Below are 21,550 nucleotides of genomic sequence, written 5' to 3'. Positions count from 1 at the left end.
ATTTTGCTATTTCAGGTTAATTCTTACTCTGGTCGTGCTTTTCACTTCTTCCATAACCACGTATGTCCTTGATTCGCTCACTCCTGGCAAGCGCAATAGCGTATCACCCAGCAGTCGCCGGTAACTGGACATATCCGCCACTCTGGCTTTAAGCAAAAAATCAAAATCACCAGACACAAGATGGCATTCCTGAATATCTTCATGTTCCTGAACGGCGCTGGAAAACTCAGCAAAGATATCAACGGACGTTTTCGTTAGTGTGATTTCGACAAAAACCAGCATTGCAGCACCAAGTTTCGTCGGGTCGACCATCGCCCGGTAGCCTGTAATATAACCTTGTGATTCCAGCCTTCTTACACGCTCCAGACAAGGGCTGGGGCTTAGGCCAACCTTTCGGGCGAGGTCTACGTTGGCAATGCGCCCGTCTTTTTGCAGTTCGTTCAGGATATTTCTGTCTATTCTGTCGAGATCTTTCGGCGTTTTCACCAGCATATAAAATTCTGCCAATCAATATTTTTACATTATATTACACTGCTCTGGCTGTGTTTTCAGCACACACTTTGCTTTATTTGCCAGTATACTGCGCGATCTTAATCAGTCGTTAACACAGAGGGCGTTTATGCTTATTGGTGTACCAAAAGAAATTAAAAACCACGAGTATCGGATTGGCCTGACTCCGGCAGCAGTTAAAGAATTCGTTACCCACGGCCACCAGGTTATGGTCCAGACCAATGCTGGCCAGGCTATCGGTTTTACAGATGAGATGTATGTGGCAGCAGGTGCGTCGATAGCATCTACACCTGAGGCTATCTTTGCTGAAGCCGAAATGATTGTAAAAGTAAAAGAGCCTCAGCCTAATGAGTGCAAAATGCTGAGCAAGGGTCAGACACTGTACACCTATCTGCACCTTGCGCCCGACCCAACACAGACTGAATTGCTGGTTGAATCAGGGGCGACCTGTATTGCCTATGAAACCGTAACTGATGACCGTGGTGGCCTGCCTTTACTTGCCCCTATGAGTGAAGTGGCCGGTCGTATGTCTGTCCAGGCTGGTGCACATTATCTCGAGATTGCTCACGGTGGTTCAGGCACCCTTTTGGGCGGGGTTCCGGGCGTAGCGCCTGGTAAAGTTCTGGTTATCGGTGGTGGTGTAGTTGGTACCAATGCTGCAAAAATGGCGCTTGGTCTGGGTGCAGACGTAACGATTCTTGATCGCTCTCTTCCACGTTTACGCCAGTTAGATGATATTTTCAATGGCCGCCTCAAAACCGTATTTTCTACTGTAGATGCCATTGAGCATTACTCGTCTAAAGCGGATTTGGTTGTAGGTGCTGTACTTATTCCGGGAGCCGCTGCGCCCAAGTTGCTTAACCGTGAGCATATCAAAGCAATGAAACCAGGTTCGGTACTGGTAGACGTCGCTATTGATCAGGGTGGCTGTTTTGAAACGTCAAAAGCCACCACTCACCAGGACCCGGTTTATAATGTTGATGACGTTGTGCATTATTGTGTGGCGAACATGCCAGGCGGTGTAGCACGCACGTCAACAATGGCGCTCAATAATGCCACGCTGCCCTTCGGCCTGGCATTGGCTAACAAGGGACCTGCTAAAGCAATGTTGGACGACCCGCACCTGCTGGCCGGCCTGAATGTACATGAAGGCAAGGTGACATATAAAGCTGTAGTTGACGCGCTGGGTGAACAGTTAAACCTGACTTACGTACCTGCTGCTGAAGCGCTTAAAGGCTAAGCCTGAAGCTATAAAAAAACCATCCTCCGGGATGGTTTTTTTATGCATGGTTATTTAGCTGATCACTAAGCAATAGACTTATTGACCTCTTGTAACACAGCTATGGGTGACGATGCCTGAGTGATTGGCCGCCCCATTACCAGGTAGCTTACGCCTGCATTCATAGCCTCTTCCGGCGTCATTACCCGTTTCTGATCACCTGCATCGCTGCCGGCAGGTCTGATACCAGGGGTTACCAGTAAAAAGTTATCGGGTACTATTTTACGTAGTGTGCCTGCTTCTCTGGCTGAACACACAATGCCGTCCAGACCAGACTCTACCGTCAGACTTGCCAGCCGCTCTACCTGTTCTGCTGCAGTAACGTCACCGGCAACCTGTTGAAGTTGTGCATCATCCATACTGGTTAATACCGTAACTGCAATCAGCTTCGTCTGGGGATGTGCACTACTGGCCACTGCGTCTCGCGCTGCTTCCATCATAGGCTTCCCGCCACTGGCATGCACATTTATCATCCACACACCCAGTTCTGCTGCAGCTTTACAGGCTTTAGCAACAGTATTTGGAATGTCGTGAAATTTTAAATCAAGAAATACATCAAATTTTCTGTTTACCAGTTCAGTCACAAAAGCAGGGCCAAATAACGTAAACATCTCTTTGCCGACCTTCAGCCGGCAAATATCCGGATTCAGCTCATCAACAAACGACAAAGCGCTTTCCTGATTATCGTAATCAAGCGCTACGATAACTTTGGGATCAGTAACTTTCCCCTTATTCACCATCTAACCCTTTAATTGGTTTTACTACATTCCACTTCTTACAGGAAGGACAAAGCCAGTAGAGCTTTCTTCCCGAGAAACCACAACTTACACAACGATATTGAGGTCTTTGAGCAATCTGGTTCTCTACCAGGTCTTTCAGTAGCTGCAGACTCTGGGTTGATGCTTTATCCTCAATCTGGTCGATATAAAGTCCCATGAGTGTTTTAAAGCCTTTCATGGTAGGCCGTTTATGTAACTGTTCAAGCAGGTATTCTGCGGCCTGCCCGGTTTCGCCCTTTCTCATCAGGACATCAACCATGGCCAGGTATGATGTAGCACACTCCTGCCAGTGTGATTCGAGCTGGCGTGCAAATGTATCCCAGTCACCGGTTTGCTCTGCTATCGCTTCAAGTTTAGGAACCGCTTCACTGAACCAGCTTATATCCCGTTCTGCAACCTGAAGGAAATATGCTGTGGCGTCTTTATACCGTTCCTGTTCCATTGCCATCTGGCCAAGAAGTAGCCAGGGCCGCACCGCACGCTCATCAGCATTAACAGCCTTTTCCAATAAAGCCAGCGCTGCACCGTCATTGTCATTCTTACGCTCGATTAGCGCCTGTTCACAATAAAAGTGGGCAAGACGTTCACTCACATCATCATTATCGCCATGACAATCCACCATTCTGGCAGCGAGCTCTATTGCACGGCTCCATTCTTTGGTGGTCTGATAAATATTAAATAGTTGCTGCTGAGCAATAACATAATGCTTGTCACTGTTAAGCAATTGCAAAAAGGCGTTTTCAGCACGCTCGAGAAAACCGGCCTGCACGTAATCAAGGCCAAGCTCCTTCAGCGCGTTCTCTCGTTGAGTGGGCTGTATTTCCTCTCGGGAAACCAGGTTTTGATGAACACGAATAGCGCGATCAATTTCGCCCCTGTGGCGAAAAAAATTGCCCATGGCAATGTGCGTTTCCACCGTATCGCTATTCAGGTTAATCATTTTGATAAGCGTATCAACGGCTTTATCAGGCTGATCTGAAAGCAGAAAGTTCAGGCCGCGAAAATAATGGCGCGACAGAATACTCGACTGTTCCCGTTGCGCCTGTCGAACACTATTACGGCCCATAATCCAGCCATAACCGGCAGCTACGGGTAAAAGGAGGAACAGCAGCTCAAGCATACTAGTTTTCTTTTAGCGCCTTTTTAAGCCGGCTTCGGGTACTGGTCAGCTTTACTCTTAACGACAACCAGCTGGTCAACATTATCAGCAAGCCGATGATGACACCCACTGCCAGAGATATTGCAATCAATGTGGAGATTCTGAGCTGCGCCTTCGCAATAAGATAATTTACCGTAACGACGGCTTCATTCTGCGAGCCTATAGCAAACGCCAGTGCCAACAAAAAAACAATAATGAGAAGTGAGATAATTCCTTTCAACACGCAAGCCTTGTCTACCTAAGGTACTCATGAGCATAGCAAATTGAGGGGCGCGTTGATATCACTTGTTGGTGTATTTGCCGTAAAAACCAGAACTAAACAGCCACTATTGCGCGACTTTTTGCACTGGCGTCTCAGGTGTCGCTTTTTTGGGAGGTACAGGCTTCAACCTGGCGCATGCCAGCGCTGTCTGCAAGGCTGATTCATTGGTCAGATATATCACATGCGTGTAAGATGCCTGCATATTCAACATTTTTTCATATATGACCTTATCAACTTTAGACAATTGCGCGAGGCGCTTTTTCGTCATCGGTGATACCGTATTATCACATTTAGTTGCCTGAATCCGGGTTACGCATAACTCTGTTTTCTCTTCTCGAAGGTGTCCGGCGATATTCTGGCGAAGCGGTTTGTATAAAAAATCTTTTTCGTTGATATAAACCAGCTTTCTGTCAGATTTGCGTTGGCAATGAATAACACCTCGCTGCGCCGACTTTGATTTCAATAAGCCCTGCAGCAACGCAGATTTCGGTTTAGACTGGCCCTGGTCTGCGAAAAACCCGTGAAGTGGTGCGATATTCTGTTCTTGTGTAAATGGATATAAATCCTGTGAAGCTTCGTCAATATACAGCGTTTTAATTCTGTCGAGCAAAAAGCGATTAGCCACACAAATCACACTTGCCGAAGGATGATGCCGCATTGCCAGTTCCCAGACAAACCGTTGCATCATACGCTGACGTCTGGCTGAATCCTTGCTTCGAAAATAGCTCGCATTAGATTCTAAAAACTGAACAATGGTTTGTTCAACCTTTGCCCCTTCGGGTAGTTTTAACCGCAGTAGCCCACTCTTCTCGCAATAGTAAATAACATCATACCGCTCGTTTTTTATGCGAAACTCAGCCACACTGACTTTTACCTGCAATGCCAGTTTCTCTTTACCCGGAGGCTCTTTAAGATAAAGCCGCATCCCGTGTGCAGATATATCCGTCAACCTTGCCTCGGCGGAGCTTAATAAGCCCAGCTTCACTGACGCGGGCTTATCGATATCATAACGGGGCTCCTGACGCCTTTCGAGGCCATCTTCAACGACGAAGTCTATCTTTCTGCGGTTTGTATCTGCCAATAACGTCCGGTGAACCGGTCCAAGCTGACAGGGGTCCAGCAAAACCTGCGGGCCTAATCTGTCGCTGATATCACTATAAAACAACAAATGGCTAAGGTTATCCAGGTCGGGATGTTCTGTTCTGGAAATATCGTGCGTGGCGAATGCTACTTTTTTATTTGACTCATCAATCTCTGTCAGCCTGCAGTGAAAACACTGCATATTTTTATCACGGCACAACAGATACATAACAGGAGTAAATAAATTGTATTCCATAAGCTGCCGGTGTGTAGCTTCAATATGCAGCTCACCTTTTTTGGTCTTTATGGTGCCCCGGAAGAAAAATGCTTCAGAAAATATTGTCAGCTCGTCCAGCAGTGCTTCAAAGTTAGCTTTGCCTTCAAAAGCCTGAAGTGAACTATAGCCCCTGTTTTGCTTACTATTTACGGTTGTAAATAAGCCTAAAGCTGGCTCCAGGGTGCCCTGACCTGGCTTTAGTGCTATAGCGACCCATGGACTGTTGAGTAACACCCGATCTCGTTCCAAATCCTGCAAGGCGCGCTCTACTTCAAGATCTCTTTTGAGAGGCTGCTGATAAGCAGCGCTTTTGATATAGTGTGTTATTTGCCCTTGTAATTTTTCATCGTTGTCAGCAGACAAGGCAAAATGGGTTTCGTACTTTTCAGTTTCTTTGTTGAAGCAAACCTTACCCAACGTGTAGTTTACTGATGCTTCTTTACCGGTTGAACCAAACACTTCAGGTAATTGAAACTGATAGTCTTTACCCTTCTCCACTTTGGGCGGTCGTTTACTCTCGAGCACCATCGAGTCACTTGCAAGCGCCCCAACAGTAAAGTGTCGCCCTTTTTCGAATTCAATACAGGCCACCTGAAAATTCGGTGCAATTGCAATGTCATCGCCAAACTGAATATCTTTAAGCGACTGAGTTTCAACCGTAAAAGCATCTACAATTTTTTTGTATTGTTCTTTTTTAATATGAGCCTGATAAAAATCAGAATTCGTAATCGACTCGAAAACGCCAACTGTATACCGATTCTGATACAGTGTAGATTCTGTTTGTAATATGTGTGCTCCCACTTTGTCCAGACGCATGTCTACACCAAAGTGCTTGAACTTTATGACGGGGAACTGGGCAAAAGCTGAATTATCTGCAGGAGCATCGGTGAGAGAGGACAAACGAACAACTTCATCACGCACAATTTTTCTGACGCTGCTGGGAATCCGCTTAGAGAAACGGTTAAGTCCTTCCAGCAATCGATTGTCTTGTTCGTATGGTATCAAAGCCCGAATAAGAGCCTGATATTGCTTTATAATTTTTTCTTCTTCACCAGGCATGACGCAATACTGATATCTTGGTCGTAGCCTGTTAAATATATAACCCTTTTACTAGAATGGTCAATAGATATACGACTGGCAATTAGTCTAAATTTAGAAAAACAGCGGACACAAAAAAACCGCAATAAATATTGCGGCTTTTTGAGTTCGGTTGATTATGCAATAGAGGCGTCGACACGCTCCCGCAGTTCCTTACCGGGCTTAAAGTGAGGCACGTATTTACCGTCTAGTTCAACGGTCTCTCCCGTTTTGGGATTGCGGCCTGTTCTGGGCGCCCGATAATGTAAAGAGAAGCTCCCGAATCCACGAATCTCAATACGCTCGCCTTTTTGTAGCGTCTGCGCCATCTGCTCGAGGATTTCTTTGATCGCCAGCTCTAAATCTTTGGCAGGAAGGTGACGATATTGATCCGCGAGCCGCTCAATCAGTTCCGACTTGGTCATAAAAACCTCTTTGTCTTTAGGTGTTTAAACAGCTACTTTCAATCAATATACGCCAGATTTCACAATCTGGCGCACCTTTTTTGCATTATTCGCCTTTAGCAGCTTTAAATGCTTCTGCCATTGCGCTTCCGAATCCACCATCGTCCTGTTGGTTAACTTTATCGATAGCTTCTTTCTCATCAGCCTGGTCTTTCGCTTTAACAGACAGGTTAACTGTACGGTTCTTGCGATCAACGCCCATGAATTTAGCTTCGATTGACTCACCAACATTAACAACTTCTGATGCATCTTCTACACGGTCACGTGCCAAGTCAGCAACACGGATATAACCGTCTACTTCTTCAGCAAGGTTAACTGTAACGCCTTTAGCGTCAACAGCAGTAACAGTACCGTTTACGATAGTGCCTTTCTTGTTAGTTGCCAGGTATTGGTTGAACGGGTCTTCTTCGATTTGCTTAACGCCAAGAGAGATACGCTCACGCTCTGGATCAACCTGCAGAACAACAGCAGAGATCTCATCGCCTTTCTTATAGTCACGAACTGCATCTTCGCCAGACTTGTTCCAGCTGATGTCAGAAAGGTGTACCAGGCCGTCAATACCGCCTTCAAGACCGATGAAGATACCGAAGTCAGTGATTGACTTGATCTTACCAGTAACCTTATCACCTTTCTCGTGAGACTTAGCGAATTCTTCCCAAGGATTAGCGATGCACTGTTTAAGACCCAGAGAAATACGACGACGCTCTTCGTCGATTTCCAGAACCATAACTTCAACAGTGTCACCCAGGTTAACAACCTTCGATGGGTGGATATTCTTGTTAGTCCAGTCCATTTCTGAAACGTGTACCAGACCTTCAACACCGTCTTCGATCTCTACGAAGCAACCGTAGTCTGTCAGGTTAGTTACCTGACCAGAGATCTTAGTGCCTTCTGGGTAACGCTGTGAAATATCCTGCCATGGATCGTTGCCCATTTGCTTCATACCAAGAGAAACACGTTGCTTCTCTTTGTCGAACTTCAGAACTTTAACGTTGATTTCATCACCAACATTTACGATTTCACTTGGGTGCTTAACGCGCTTCCAAGCCATGTCAGTGATGTGAAGCAGGCCGTCAACACCGCCCAGATCTACGAACGCACCGTAGTCTGTCAGGTTCTTAACGATACCTTTGATTTCATGACCTTCTTCAAGGTTAGCCAGCAGAGACTCGCGCTCAGCACTGTTTTCAGCTTCGATAACAGCACGACGAGAAACAACAACGTTGTTACGCTTAGCATCCAGCTTGATTACTTTAAATTCAAGCTCTTTGCCTTCAAGGTGAGTAGTATCGCGAACAGGACGTACGTCTACCAGAGAGCCTGGCAGGAACGCGCGTACACTGTTAACTTCAACAGTGAAACCGCCTTTAACTTTACCGTTGATAACACCCTTGATGGTTTCTTTCTCTTCGTACGCTTTTTCAAGCTCAACCCACGCTTCGTGGCGCTTCGCTTTTTCACGAGAAAGTACAGTTTCACCGAAACCGTCTTCTACTGCATCAAGTGCAACATCAACAGAATCGCCGATTTCGATTTCTAACTCGCCTTCAGCGTTCTTAAATTGGTCTGCTGGGATAGCACTTTCTGATTTTAAGCCTGCATCTACCAGTACGATGTCTTTATCGATAGAAACAACAGTACCTTTTACGATAGAACCTGGACGAGTCTCTAGTTCCTGTAGGCTTTCTTCAAAAAGTTGTGCAAAATTTTCAGTCATAAGGTCAATAATAATTAAATAGTTAAATCCACACTACATTCCGGCTAATGTGGGGTTATTAAAATTTGTCGCTACTTCCCTATTGCGACTAGCTGCTCTGGGGGCTATCTGCTCACACGGTTTTAAGGCGGGAGGATATAACTTCCATCGCTTTTTCAAAGACCTGGTCAATGTCCAGGTCCGTCGAATCTATTACAATTGCATCCTGAGCGGGCACTAATGGCGCAACAGAACGTTGCGTGTCACGCTTATCACGAGCCTCTATATCGCTCAAAAGGCGCGCAATATTAACATCTGCGCCCTTTTCTTTCAACTGATCGTAACGTCGCTGCGCTCTGGCCTGTGCACTGGCAGTCAGAAAAATTTTAACCGGTGCGTCAGGAAAAACCACTGTCCCCATGTCGCGTCCGTCTGCGACCAGTCCGGGGTCATCCTGAAAAGCACGCTGACGACGAAGCAAAGCTTCCCGAACGCGTGGTAAGGCGGCAACTTTTGATGCTACAGCACCAATTTGCTCAGTGCGAATGTCATCAGTTACATCCTCACCTTCCAGTATAATGCGGGTAGACTCTTTATCAGTTTCAAAACTGACATCAAGACCTGTGGCTAAGGGAACGATAGATTCCTCATCATCGTCAGGCAAATCATGATGTAATGTGGCTACCGCTAAAACGCGGTAAATTGCACCACTATCAAGAAAGTGCCAACCAAGCTTCTCAGCAAGCAAACTACTAAGCGTCCCTTTACCTGCCCCGCCCGGGCCGTCAACCGTGACTACGGGAATCGGATGCATACCTGCTCCAGTTATATTAATAAAAGGTTAAAAATCGGCGGCAATTATACGCGCTTAACTGCCTTTGGCAATGGCAGATGAAAACTCATCTGCCACTGTAGGGGTGGCAAGAAGCCCAGTGTCTGCTAGTTATTATCGCTGTATAAACGCTTAAACCTTTCAAAGTAGTCAGGAAATGTTTTAGCGGTACACCCGGGATCGTTGATTGTGACCGGTGTATCGCTCAGGGCGACAAGAGAGAAACACATTGCAATGCGATGGTCATTATATGTATCAATTTGTGCATGATTGAGCGAAGTCGGTGGTGTGATACAGATATAATCATCGCCCTCTTCAACCTCGGCCCCGACTTTCTTCAGTTCCGTTGCCATTGCGTGTAGCCGGTCAGTTTCTTTCACGCGCCAGTTAAAAATGTTACGAATGCAGGTTGTGCCCTCGGCAAAAAGCGCTGTGGTGGCAATAGTCATGGCCGCATCGGGTATGTGGTTCATATCCATATCGACGCTTTTCAAGTGCGCCCCGCTTACTTCGATATATTCTTCGTGCCAGGTTACTTTCGCGCCCATCTTTTCAAGTACTTCGGCAAAACGAATATCTCCCTGAACGCTGTCTTTACCTACCCCTGTTACTCTGACTGTACCGCCTTTTATAGCACCGGCTGCTAGAAAGTAAGATGCAGATGAGGCATCCCCTTCGACCATAAAGTGACCCGGTGACCGATATCGCTGACCCGCTGAGATATAGAACTCAGCGTAGTCATGGTTTTCTACCATGACGCCAAACTTAGCCATAGTATCCAGAGTAATATCAATATATGGCTTGGAAACCAGGTTACCTTTGATCCGTATCCTGGTGGCATCACCAAATAGAGGGGCAGCCATTAACAATGCGGTAAGAAACTGACTGGAAACACTGCCGTCCACGTCTATCGTTCCGCCATGTAACATTTTGCCTTCAATCGACAATGGCGGATAACCTTCTTCCTTAACATATGTGATATTCGCGCCAGCCTGACGAAGGCTGTCAACCAGGTCTCTGATCGGACGCTCTTCCATTCTGGGCTCGCCAGTTAATTCAACCTGAACATCACTGGCCGCCAGTGCTGCACACAATGGACGCATAGCTGTACCTGCATTGCCCAAGAACAATGACAAGCGGCCCGTCTTTGAAAACCCGCCGGCAAGGCCCTGTACTTCACATACTGTTTTATCTTCGTTTAGTGTGTAGGTAACCCCCAGTTCTTCCAGCGCAGTGAGCATATAGCGAATATCGTCACTGTCTAAAAGATTCGTTACTGTGGTGGTGCCTTCGCTCAGTGCTGCAAGTAATAACGCGCGGTTAGACAGACTTTTTGAGCCGGGAACATTCACCTCGCCACTGACCCTGGCAATGGGCTCTAACGTAATTTGTTCCATTATTGTTACCCGTGTGTACGTTCAAATTCAGACATGAAATCGACCAGTGCCTGCACACCCTCAACCGGCATTGCATTGTATATACTAGCTCGCATACCTCCCACAAAGCGGTGGCCCTTCAGCGCTTTGAGACCTGCTTCATCTGCCATTGATAAAAACTTGTCGTCCAGAGAAGGTTCAGCAAGTTGAAACGGCACGTTCATTTTGGAACGACAGGCGCTATGCACCTGTGAACGATAAAAGTCAGACTGGTCAATGGCATTGTATAACAACTGTGCCTTATGGTTGTTGCGTCTGGCTATTTCCTCAACACCACCTTCTTCTTTAAGCCACTCGAAAACCAGGCCTGCCAGATACCACGAAAACGTCGGGGGGGTGTTGTACATAGAGTTGTTGTCGGCTGTCTGGGTGTAGTCCATAAAAGAGGGCGTGACAGATTGCGCCTTTCCTAACAATGACTCATGGACAATTACCACTGCCAGGCCTGAAGGTCCGATATTTTTCTGCGCGCCGGCATAAATAATTCCATAGCGGCTGACGTCGATAGGCTGGGATAAGATAGTTGAAGACATGTCAGCGACAAGCGGCACATCACCTGACTCAGGCAACCAGTCAAATGCAATGCCATCAACGGTTTCGTTGGGGCAAAAGTGCAGATACGCTGCACGCTGATCAATATCTGAAGGCTCTGGTTGAGGCACGAATGCTTTACCTTCTCTTTGCGTGGTTTCACCGATCACAACAGCGTTATTAAACTTGTTAGCTTCGCTCACCGCGCCTTTCGACCACGACCCTGTGACCATATGCAGTGATGTTTCATTTGACGAAGATATATTAAGCGGCACTGCTGCAAACTGACCACGTCCGCCCCCCTGCATGAATAAAACTTTATAATCATCGGGAACAGCCATCAGGTCACGTAAGTCTTGTTCCGACTTTTCAGCCATCTCAACAAAGTCTTTACCGCGATGACTGATTTCCATCACGGACGTTCCGCCGTCACGCCAGTTGATCAGTTCATTTTGCGCACGCAACATTACCGCTGGCGGTAGCATGGCCGGACCGGCACTGAAATTAAAAACCCGATTCATTGATTATCCACACCTATAAACAAAACAAGCGGCACGAAGCCGCTTGTTAATTAAAAATTAGCACATTGTTCTGGCTAGCAGAACAACACACCTATTCCTCTGCTGGCTTCTCATCGTTCCCTGTCAACGGCGCATCTTCAGCCGTTTCTACCGCAACGACCTCGCCATTTTCATCCAGCACGACTTTATCTTCAACTTCTTCAATACGTTGCAGACCAACAACAAACTCGTCTTGCGCAGTACGTATCAGTCTTACACCCTGGGTGTTACGACCCACTACTGATACTTCGCCAACACGGGTTCGAACCAGCGTTCCCTGGTTACTGATAAGCATAATCTCATCAGAGTCATCAACCTGAACAGCACCAACAACTTTACCGTTTCGCTCGGAAACTTTAATTGATACCACACCCTGCGTCGCACGGCTCTTAGCCGGGTAATCTGCCAATGGTGTACGCTTACCGAAACCATTTTCAGTGGCAGTCAGTACCGCGCCGTCGCCGCGGGGGACGATCAGTGAGACCACACGCTGACCTTCCTGAAGTCGGATTCCCCGAACGCCGGTTGCTGTTCTTCCCATTGGACGCAGCGCCAGTAATTCATCACCGGTTTCAGGATCGCGCTTAACTTCACCCGTTTCGGAGTCGCGAAGTTTCTCATTAAAGCGAACCACTTTACCTTCATCACTGAACAGCATGATATCGTCGTCGCCATGTGTGATAGCAACACCAATCAACTCATCACCTTCGTTCAGATTAACGGCGATAATGCCGCTTGAACGAGGACGTGAATAAAGGCTCAGGTCAGTCTTTTTCACAGTACCGTTGGCAGTTGCCATCAGTACATATTTGCCTTCTTCAAACTCTTTAATAGGCAAGATGGCGGTAATACGCTCATCGGCCTCAAGAGGCAGAATATTTACAATAGGACGGCCGCGCGCATTACGGCTGGCGAACGGCAGCTGATACACCTTCAGCCAATATAAACGACCCCGTGTTGAGAAACACAGAATATGGTCATGGGTATTTGCTACCAGTAAGCGTTCGATGAAATCTTCATCTTTCATCTTCGTAGCCGACTTACCCTTACCGCCACGGCGCTGAGCTTCATAGTCAGACAGTTTCTGATATTTGACATAGCCTTCGCGAGACAATGTCACTACAACATCTTCTTGCTCGATCAGATCTTCAATATCAATATCGTGACTGGCAGCGGTAATTTCAGTACGACGCTCGTCGCCGAACTCGTCACGTACTTTCTCCAGCTCTTCGCGAATAACTTCCATCAGACGTTCAGGAGAACGAAGGATGTAAAGCAGCTCTGCAATTTGCTCTAACAGCTCTTTGTATTCGCCCAGAATTTTTTCGTGCTCAAGACCGGTCAGCTTATGTAAGCGCAGGTCAAGGATGGCTTGTGCCTGCTGCTCGGTCAGGAAGTACTTGCCGTCACGTATACCAAATTCCGGCGCCAACCAGTCAGGGCGCGCAGCATCATCGCCAGCACGATCAAGCATTTCGGCAACATCACCCAGCTTCCAGCCTTGCGCAACCAACGACTGTTTGGCTTCTGCAGGACTTGGTGAGGCTTTAATCAGCTCAATAACCGGATCGATGTTGGCCAGAGCAATAGCCAGTCCTTCAAGTATATGTGCACGGTCACGGGCTTTACGCAGTTCGAAAACGGTACGGCGGGTAACAACTTCACGGCGGTGTAATACAAAGCATTCAAGAACATCTTTTAAGTTGAATACTTTGGGCTGGTTGTTATCCAGCGCCACCATATTAATACCAAATACCGTTTGTAACTGGGTATTGGCATATAAGTGGTTTAGCAGAACTTCGGCAGACTCGTTACGCTTAACTTCAATAACGATGCGCATGCCGTCTTTATCAGACTCATCCCGCAGGGCCGAAATACCTTCAATGCGCTTTTCTTTTACCAGTTCAGCGATTTTTTCAATCAACCGGGCCTTGTTTACCTGATACGGAATTTCGTTAACAACGATAGTTTCTTTACCGTTGTCTTCTGTTTCGATTTCAGCTTTGGCGCGCAGATAAATCTTACCGCGACCGGTACGGTACGCATCTTCGATACCTTTGCGACCACTGATTTGCGCGGCAGTAGGGAAATCAGGTCCTGGTATATGCTGCATCAAATCGTCGATGGAAATGTTCGGATCTTCAATCAATGCAATACAGCCGTTAATAACCTCTGTCAGATTATGCGGCGGAATATTCGTAGCCATCCCAACAGCGATACCGGAAGAACCGTTAACCAGCAGGTTAGGTACTTTAGTTGGTAACACTTCAGGAATATGTTCGGTACCGTCATAGTTCGGCACAAAATCGACGGTTTCTTTATCTAAATCGGCCAGCAGCTCGTGGGCGATTTTCGCCATACGTACTTCGGTGTAACGCATTGCAGCGGCGGAGTCACCATCGACTGAGCCGAAGTTACCCTGCCCGTCTACCAACATGTAACGTAGCGAAAATGATTGCGCCATACGAACGATCGTGTCGTATACCGCCGAGTCGCCATGGGGATGGTATTTACCAATAACATCACCAACCACACGGGCTGACTTTTTATATGGTTTGTTGAAATCGTTTTTGAGCTCGTTCATCGCAAACAGTACGCGACGATGAACCGGCTTCAGACCGTCACGCACATCCGGAAGTGCACGGCCAACAATAACGCTCATCGCATAGTCGAGATAGGAGGTTTTTAATTCCTCCTCTATATTGACGGGGAGAATTTCTTTAGCGTTATCAGACATAAACTGCTTTTTCCCTTAACTTAGGTTTAGTGTGCGCTGTTTTCAATAAGCCCCAGAAACAGCAAGCAAGCTGAACGCGCACATTCTTATTATTGGGGCGATAGAACAATCCTCGAGTGTACCACCGCCGGGACAAATAATGTAGCGGTTAATCATCTCAAAAGACAAGCCCGATGTTAAGCGGCTATTTTTCATCCACACAGGTTGTACAGCGGTACTTAACAATGCCAATTAGCATTGATTTACGCTATGTTATAGCAACTTATTTCCCTGAAGGACTGCACCATGTCTAATGTTGATGAACAGGAAATTTCAAAATTTGGCGAACTGGCTTCCCGTTGGTGGGATGCAGAGGGCGAATTTAAACCCCTGCATATGATCAATCCTTTACGTTTAGATTTCATAGCCCAGCATTCTGATGGCCTTTTCGATAAAAAGGTCGTAGACATAGGCTGTGGTGGCGGCATTCTTGCTGAGTCCATGGCGAAAATGGGTGCCAGTGTTACCGGTATTGATATGGCCGAGGCATCGCTCGAGGTTGCACGCCTGCATGGTCTTGAGTCAGGTGTATCGGTGGATTATCAGTGCATTACTGCGGAAGCTCTCGCCAATCAGGCGCAAGGCGAATACGATGTGGTGACCTGCATGGAAATGCTTGAACACGTTCCTGAGCCCGCATCGGTGGTACAGGCCTGCGCTAAGCTAGTAAAACCTGGCGGACATGTATTTTTCTCTACGCTTAACCGTAATCCCAAATCCTACCTGATGGGAATACTGGGTGCCGAATACATTCTGGGGTTGGTGCCCAAAGGTACACATCAATACAACCGGTTTATCCGCCCCTCTGAACTAATGGCTATGACAGATCGAGCCAGCCTGACTACATGTCATGCGACAGGATTGCATATGAACCCGCTTACGCAGCAGTTTTACCTCTCTGACAAGAACGTTGATGTCAACTATATGTTGCACACTCAACATGCATAAAACACTACATGTAGTATGCTGTGTAATTTTTAGCACTATATGTCGTAAAATTATAATATAAAGCGAAAATAGAATAATAAATTTATGTTACGGATCTTTCGATCAAAATTGCTTGCATTCTGGATAAATTAAGCTTGTAAAATCCTTTTAGGTTAGTCATTACTAACCTAAAAATGTTATCGGTTTGATCGCTGTTTTAAGCACCAGATATTGGGTTGCATTAAGGCTTAAACCTCACTATCTTGTGCTTAATCTCATTCTCTTGCTGCACACGCTACTGGGTTCTACCCACAGCCTACAAGAAACGTGGTGGCAAGACTAAATGGATCCCAGTGAATAGCAGATTTCACCATTTGTATATTCACATGCGTGAATAATAAAAATCTCAAACTCACGGGCTTTGCCCACGCACAAAGCGCTAACAGACACAACGGCCAGTACAAATGAATAACGATTTACTCGTCACCAAACGCAACGGTGAACAAGAGCCCATTGATTTAGAAAAAATTCATAAAGTCATCACCTGGGCGGCAGAAGGACTTGATAACGTATCGGTCTCGCAGGTAGAAATAAAAGCGCAAATTCAGTTTTACGATGGCATTAAAACCAGTGAAATCCATGAAACGCTGATTAAGTCAGCCGCTGACCTTATTTCCACCGATGCGCCGGATTACCAGTATCTTGCTGCGCGTCTGGCAATCTTCCATTTGCGTAAAAAAGCGTATGGTCAGTTTGAGCCCCCGGCGTTATATGATCACGTCGCCAAAATGGTAGATGCAGGCAAATACGATACACACCTGCTTGAAGACTATACGCCTGAAGAATTTGCGCAGATGGACGACTTCATTGATCACTGGCGTGATATGAACTTCAGCTATGCAGCGGTAAAACAACTTGAAGGCAAATACCTGGTACAAAATCGTGTTACCGGTGATATTTACGAAAGTGCTCAGTTCCTTTACATCCTTGTGGCTGCCTGTCTGTTTGCTAATTATCCTAAGGACACGCGCCTGGATTATGTTCGTCGTTTTTATAATGCGGCATCAACATTCAAACTGTCTCTGCCAACACCAATTATGTCAGGCGTACGTACCCCGACCCGTCAGTTCAGTTCTTGTGTACTGATTGAAACCGGCGACAGCCTGGATTCTATTAATGCGACCGCCTCTGCCATTGTTAAGTACGTTAGTCAACGCGCTGGAATTGGTGTTAATGCCGGCCGTATTCGTGCGTTAGGCAGCCCCATTCGTGGTGGTGAAGCATTTCACACTGGCTGCATACCTTTTTATAAGTACTTCCAGACCGCTGTTAAAAGTTGCTCTCAGGGTGGTGTACGCGGTGGTGCTGCTACATTATTCTATCCTCTGTGGCATATGGAAGTTGAGTCTTTACTGGTACTCAAAAATAACCGGGGTGTTGAGGAAAACCGCGTCAGACACCTGGATTACGGCGTGCAGTTTAATAAACTGATGTATCAGCGCATGATGAAAGATGGATACATCACACTGTTCAGCCCTTCTGACGTGCCGGGCCTATATGATGCCTTTTTTGCGGATCAGGAAAAATTTGAGGCGTTGTACGTACAGTACGAAAACGATCCTTCAATCCGTAAAAAGCAGATTAAAGCAATGGAGCTGTTCAGCTTGTTTATGCAGGAACGTGCCTCTACCGGTCGTATCTATCTGCAGAATGTTGACCATTGCAACACGCACAGCCCGTTTGATCCGAAAGTGGCCCCTGTGCGCCAAAGTAATCTGTGCCTTGAAATCGCACTGCCTACCAAGCCGTTGCAGCACGTTAATGATGAAGAAGGTGAAATTGCACTGTGTACGCTTTCTGCATTTAACCTGGGTGCGATTAAGTCTGTTGATGAATTTGAAGAGCTGTCAGACCTGGCAGTACGCGCATTAGACAGCTTGTTGGACTACCAGGATTACCCGGTACCTGCTGCTTACAATGCCACTATGAATCGTCGCACGCTGGGCGTTGGTGTTATCAATTTTGCCTACTTCCTGGCAAAAAACGGTGTTAAGTACTCTGATCATAGCGCAAATGGTCTGGTACACCGTACATTTGAAGCTATGCAGTATCACCTGCTTAAAGCATCGAACAATCTGGCCAGGGAAAAAGGTGCGTGTCCTAAATTCAATGAGACCACTTATGCGCAGGGTATTATGCCTATCGATTCTTACAAAAAGGATCTGGACTCGGTGTGTAACGAACCTTTGCATATGGATTGGGACGGCCTGCGTGAAGATATTAAAGCGCACGGTCTGCGTAACTCCACACTATCTGCGTTGATGCCTTCTGAAACATCGTCGCAAATTTCCAATGCGACCAATGGTATTGAGCCACCGCGCGGTCATATCAGCATTAAATCGAGTAAAGATGGTATTTTGAAGCAGGTGGTTCCAGAGTATGAATCGCTTAAAGATAAGTATGAGCTGCTTTGGGACATTCCCTCTAATGACGGCTATTTGCAATTGGTCGGCATTATGCAGAAGTTTATTGACCAAACGATTTCTGCCAATACCAATTATGACCCGGGCAAATATGATAGCGGCAAAGTTCCGATGAAGTTGCTGTTAAAAGATTTGCTGACTGCTTATAAGCTGGGCGTTAAAACTCTTTACTATCATAACACTCGTGATGGTGCCTCTGACGCCAGTTCTGTAGAAGCCAAAGCGCAGCAACAGAAACCTCAGGCGCAGGAAGCTGTAATGGTTGAAGATGATGATTGTGCAGGCGGTGCGTGCAAAATATAGCACGCGCCTTTGAGCTGCACTGATGTTTCACAACAGATTTAGGTAAAACGGGATTTATGAAATACACCACTTTCAATCAGCAAAGCATTAATCCGCTTTCCGAGCCAATGTTCTTCGGCAACCCGGTTAATGTGGCACGTTATGATCAGCAGAAACATTCAATATTTGAAAAGCTGATAGAGAAGCAAATAAGTTTTTTCTGGCGTCCGGAAGAAGTGGATGTCAGTCGTGATCGTGTCGACTTTCAGAAGTTGACGGATCCTGAGAAACATATTTTTATCTCTAATCTGAAATATCAGACATTGCTGGACTCTGTTCAGGGCCGCAGCCCGAATATTGCCTTTCTTCCTATTATCTCTTTGCCAGAGCTTGAGACATGGGTAGAAACCTGGTCATTTTTTGAGACAATTCACTCCCGCTCTTATACGCATATTTTGCGAAATCTTTTCTCCGATCCCAGCGATATTTTTGATGATATCGTGGTGAACGATGAGATTAAGCGGCGTGCGTCAGATATTTCCCGTTATTACGATGATCTGATATTTGCAACGCAGCTATGGCAAACACTGGGCGAAGGTACGCATACAGTAAATGGTGAAACACATACCATTAATCAGCGCGAGCTGAAAAAGAAGCTGTTTCTTTGTATGAACTCGGTCAATGCTCTGGAAGCGATCCGATTCTATGTCTCTTTTGCCTGCACGTTCGCATTTGCCGAGCGTAAGCTGATGGAAGGTAATTCAAAAATCATTCGACTCATAGCCCGTGATGAAAACCTTCATCTTACTTCTACTCAGCATATTTTGAATATCTGGGCCAAAGGGAAAGATGATCCTGAAATGGCTGAAATTGCAGAAGAATGTAAAGATCAGGCTCGTGAGATCTTTATGTGTGCCGTTGCTCAGGAAAAAGAGTGGGCAGACTATTTATTTAAAGATGGTTCAATGATTGGCCTGAATAAGCAGATTCTGTGTGAGTACGTGGAGTACATTGCCAATCAGCGTATGGCAGCGATCGGATTAGATACGCCGTTTGAAGTAAAAAGTAACCCACTCCCCTGGATGAACAACTACCTGAACTCCGATAATGTTCAGGTAGCACCTCAGGAAGCCGAAATCAGCTCTTATCTGGTTGGTCAGATTGACTCCAGTGTCAGCGAAGACGATTTTGCCGACTTTGAGCTTTAAAAAGCTTCATGTCCAAATCTGATGAACGGTTCCACATCGATATCGTCGATGTGGGCGCCGTTTCAGCGTCATCAGACAAAACCTTGTTAGAGGCAATTGAAGCACACGACATTGATGTGCATTATCATTGTCGGGAAGGATTTTGCGGTGCGTGCAGAACTAAGTTGTTGTGCGGAAAGGTTAGTTACACTACTGACCCATTAGCATACATTGACGATGATGAAATACTTCCCTGTTGCTGTATACCCACATCAGCGCTGAAAATAGACATCCCCAGGTAAAATCTTTCAGACGTTATTTTACCTTTGCACGAAAATATATCACCAGCCCCACTCCACTAAGCGTGACGGCTGCCGCGATAAGCATTTGCGCAGTAAGTCGCTCATCCAGTATTAACCAGCCCATTATCATAGCAAGCACAGGTACACTTAATTGAACGGTTGCTGCTAAAGAAGCGCTCAGCGCAGGTAATGCAGAATACCAGATCGCATATCCGGCACCCGAAGCCAGCGCACCGGACAGAACAGCCAGAATAATACCATTGGCAGAAAACGAATCAGTTATACCGAACGGAAGAAGTAACAGACTCAGGGGAACGCACCTGACAAAATTACCGGTGGTCATTAGCAACGGGCGAGATGCTGACTTTCCGATGAGCGAGTATGCGCCCCAGGCAACACCTGCACAAAGCATCAATAGTGCAGGGATCAGGGGAGGAACCGTCGCACCAGGCAGAAAAAGTATCAATAATCCGGCCACCGCCATTGAAAAGCCAGTCCATTGCGGCAGTGAAAAGGTTTCGCCTTTTCTCAGGGCTTGAATAAGCATGGTGATTTGGACAGCACCGAACAGCAAGAGCGCACCGGTGCCGGTGTTCATGGCAACATAAGCAAATGAAAAAGCAGCGGCATAGATAAACAGATACAACGCTCCCTTCCAGCTCCCCTGCATACCTTGCTTTTGCCGGGTAAGGCTTATTAATAATGCCAGAAATACAGCACCGCTGACCAGTCTTACTGCGCTAAAGGTAGCAGGTGAAACAGAAGTAGACACCAGCGCCATTCGGCACAATAGTGAGTTTGCAGCAAAAGCCAGCATTGCCACTGCGGTCAGGAAGCTAACGCGAATACCGGTAGAAATCTGCACGGTTAATCCCTTATTAAAAAAGGGGAACCATCGTTCCCCTTTCTTTATGCAATTTTATAAGGTCTACAGCTTAAGACCCAATCTGTCAGCCACCTCAATGTAGGTTTCAACAACAGAACCCAGTCCCTGACGAAAGCGATCTTTATCCATTTTATTACGGGTTTCTTTGTCCCAAAGGCGACAACCATCCGGTGTAAACTCGTCACCCAGCACAATATTACCCACTGAATCGATACCGAACTCAAGTTTGTAATCAACCAGCATCATTCCAGCCTCGTCGAACAACGCTTTAAGAACTTCATTGACCCGGAATGTCAGGTTTTTCATTTCGGAAATCTGATTTTCAGTCGCCCAACCGAAAGACAAGATGTGATAATCATTGACCATCGGATCATGAAGCGCGTCATTCTTTAAGAAGAACTCGAATACCGGCGGATCCAGTAAAGTGCCCTCTTCCACGCCGAGGCGTTTTACCAATGAACCTGCTGCAACATTTCGGACAACACACTCAACAGGTATCATTTCCAGTTTCTTAACCAGTGAATCATTGTCAGACAACAATTCTTCAACCTGCGTAGCAATGCCGGCATCTTCAAGCTTACTCATAATAAAATGATTAAACTTGTTGTTTACCTCACCCTTACGCTCAAGCTGTTCAATCTTCTGACCATCGAAAGCCGATGTATCGTTTCTGAAATGCAGAATTAACTTATCAGCATCGTCGGTTACATATACGGTTTTCGCTTTACCACGATAAAGTTCTTCGCGCTTTTCCATCTTAGTCTC

The 21,550-nt window shown here is 46.3% G+C and carries 18 protein-coding genes; 5 read left to right on the top strand and 13 right to left on the bottom strand.

Features of this window, described 5'->3' with window-relative positions; translation table 11 throughout:
• Positions 1 to 6 precede the first annotated feature (6 nt).
• Positions 7 to 492 (bottom strand): leucine-responsive transcriptional regulator Lrp, encoded by a 486-nt coding sequence (lrp, locus tag FBQ74_RS07885; RefSeq protein ID WP_139757905.1) that lies wholly within the window; start codon positions 490 to 492, stop codon positions 7 to 9.
• Between the two features lie 127 nt (positions 493 to 619).
• On the opposite strand from lrp, the gene ald reads away from it, so the two are divergent.
• Positions 620 to 1,750, top strand: a complete 1,131-nt coding sequence (gene ald / locus FBQ74_RS07880) for an alanine dehydrogenase (protein ID WP_139756154.1) — start codon at positions 620 to 622, stop codon at positions 1,748 to 1,750.
• Between the two features lie 65 nt (positions 1,751 to 1,815).
• Here ald and pyrF read toward each other — a convergent pair whose 3' ends face one another.
• The 10 genes from pyrF to gyrA form a co-directional block, all read right to left on the bottom strand.
• Entirely contained in the window at positions 1,816 to 2,529 is a 714-nt protein-coding gene (gene pyrF / locus FBQ74_RS07875) for an orotidine-5'-phosphate decarboxylase (RefSeq protein WP_139756153.1), read from the bottom strand.
• Positions 2,519 to 3,688 carry a lipopolysaccharide assembly protein LapB gene (gene lapB, locus FBQ74_RS07870; protein ID WP_139756152.1) on the bottom strand — a complete coding sequence of 390 codons (1,170 nt, stop codon included), beginning with the start codon at positions 3,686 to 3,688 and terminating at the stop codon, positions 2,519 to 2,521. Before lapB ends, pyrF begins: the two co-directional genes overlap by 11 nt.
• 1 nt (position 3,689) lies before the next feature.
• Positions 3,690 to 3,950 carry a LapA family protein gene (locus FBQ74_RS07865; protein ID WP_232371991.1) on the bottom strand — a complete coding sequence of 87 codons (261 nt, stop codon included), beginning with the start codon at positions 3,948 to 3,950 and terminating at the stop codon, positions 3,690 to 3,692.
• A 103-nt stretch (positions 3,951 to 4,053) separates the two neighbouring features.
• Complete coding sequence (locus FBQ74_RS07860) at positions 4,054 to 6,405, bottom strand: PilZ domain-containing protein (RefSeq protein WP_139756150.1); 2,352 nt, start codon at positions 6,403 to 6,405, stop codon at positions 4,054 to 4,056.
• A gap of 155 nt (positions 6,406 to 6,560) precedes the next feature.
• A complete protein-coding gene (ihfB, locus tag FBQ74_RS07855) occupies positions 6,561 to 6,848 on the bottom strand; it encodes an integration host factor subunit beta (RefSeq protein ID WP_018981830.1) in 288 nt (95 codons plus the stop codon).
• 85 nt (positions 6,849 to 6,933) lie between these two features.
• A complete protein-coding gene (rpsA, locus tag FBQ74_RS07850) occupies positions 6,934 to 8,604 on the bottom strand; it encodes a 30S ribosomal protein S1 (RefSeq protein WP_139756149.1) in 1,671 nt (556 codons plus the stop codon).
• A 112-nt stretch (positions 8,605 to 8,716) separates the two neighbouring features.
• A complete protein-coding gene (cmk, locus tag FBQ74_RS07845; protein WP_139756148.1) occupies positions 8,717 to 9,397 on the bottom strand; it encodes a (d)CMP kinase in 681 nt (226 codons plus the stop codon).
• Positions 9,398 to 9,522: 125 nt separating this feature from the next.
• Positions 9,523 to 10,812, bottom strand: a complete 1,290-nt coding sequence (gene aroA / locus FBQ74_RS07840) for a 3-phosphoshikimate 1-carboxyvinyltransferase (RefSeq protein ID WP_139756147.1) — start codon at positions 10,810 to 10,812, stop codon at positions 9,523 to 9,525.
• Between the two features lie 5 nt (positions 10,813 to 10,817).
• Complete coding sequence (gene serC / locus FBQ74_RS07835; protein ID WP_139756146.1) at positions 10,818 to 11,903, bottom strand: 3-phosphoserine/phosphohydroxythreonine transaminase; 1,086 nt, start codon at positions 11,901 to 11,903, stop codon at positions 10,818 to 10,820.
• 91 nt (positions 11,904 to 11,994) lie between these two features.
• Positions 11,995 to 14,679: a DNA topoisomerase (ATP-hydrolyzing) subunit A gene (gene gyrA, locus FBQ74_RS07830; RefSeq protein ID WP_139756145.1), complete on the bottom strand. Its 2,685-nt coding sequence runs from the start codon at positions 14,677 to 14,679 to the stop codon at positions 11,995 to 11,997.
• Positions 14,680 to 14,964: 285 nt separating this feature from the next.
• Between gyrA and ubiG the strand changes: the two genes are divergently transcribed.
• The 4 genes from ubiG to yfaE all read left to right on the top strand — a co-directional run bounded on the left by ubiG (position 14,965) and on the right by yfaE (position 19,899).
• The gene (gene ubiG, locus FBQ74_RS07825; RefSeq protein WP_139756144.1) at positions 14,965 to 15,666 is read left to right on the top strand and encodes a bifunctional 2-polyprenyl-6-hydroxyphenol methylase/3-demethylubiquinol 3-O-methyltransferase UbiG; all 702 of its coding nucleotides are present in this window, start codon (positions 14,965 to 14,967) and stop codon (positions 15,664 to 15,666) included.
• Between the two features lie 443 nt (positions 15,667 to 16,109).
• The gene (nrdA, locus tag FBQ74_RS07820) at positions 16,110 to 18,431 is read left to right on the top strand and encodes a class 1a ribonucleoside-diphosphate reductase subunit alpha (RefSeq protein WP_139756143.1); all 2,322 of its coding nucleotides are present in this window, start codon (positions 16,110 to 16,112) and stop codon (positions 18,429 to 18,431) included.
• Between the two features lie 56 nt (positions 18,432 to 18,487).
• Positions 18,488 to 19,618: a class Ia ribonucleoside-diphosphate reductase subunit beta gene (gene nrdB, locus FBQ74_RS07815; RefSeq protein ID WP_139756142.1), complete on the top strand. Its 1,131-nt coding sequence runs from the start codon at positions 18,488 to 18,490 to the stop codon at positions 19,616 to 19,618.
• Positions 19,619 to 19,626: 8 nt separating this feature from the next.
• Positions 19,627 to 19,899, top strand: a complete 273-nt coding sequence (yfaE, locus tag FBQ74_RS07810; RefSeq protein WP_139756141.1) for a class I ribonucleotide reductase maintenance protein YfaE — start codon at positions 19,627 to 19,629, stop codon at positions 19,897 to 19,899.
• 13 nt (positions 19,900 to 19,912) lie between these two features.
• Here the strand turns inward: yfaE and FBQ74_RS07805 are convergent, their stop codons facing one another.
• A complete protein-coding gene (locus tag FBQ74_RS07805) occupies positions 19,913 to 20,764 on the bottom strand; it encodes a DMT family transporter (protein WP_269750715.1) in 852 nt (283 codons plus the stop codon).
• Between the two features lie 63 nt (positions 20,765 to 20,827).
• Positions 20,828 to 21,541 carry a phosphoribosylaminoimidazolesuccinocarboxamide synthase gene (gene purC, locus FBQ74_RS07800; RefSeq protein ID WP_139756140.1) on the bottom strand — a complete coding sequence of 238 codons (714 nt, stop codon included), beginning with the start codon at positions 21,539 to 21,541 and terminating at the stop codon, positions 20,828 to 20,830.
• Positions 21,542 to 21,550 lie beyond the last annotated feature (9 nt).

Origin of the sequence: Salinimonas iocasae, from assembly GCF_006228385.1 — a bacterium.
Taxonomy (GTDB): Bacteria; Pseudomonadota; Gammaproteobacteria; order Enterobacterales; family Alteromonadaceae; genus Alteromonas; species Alteromonas iocasae.
Note: the sequence above shows the minus strand (reverse complement) of the source record. Positions and strands in the feature narration are given on the sequence as shown.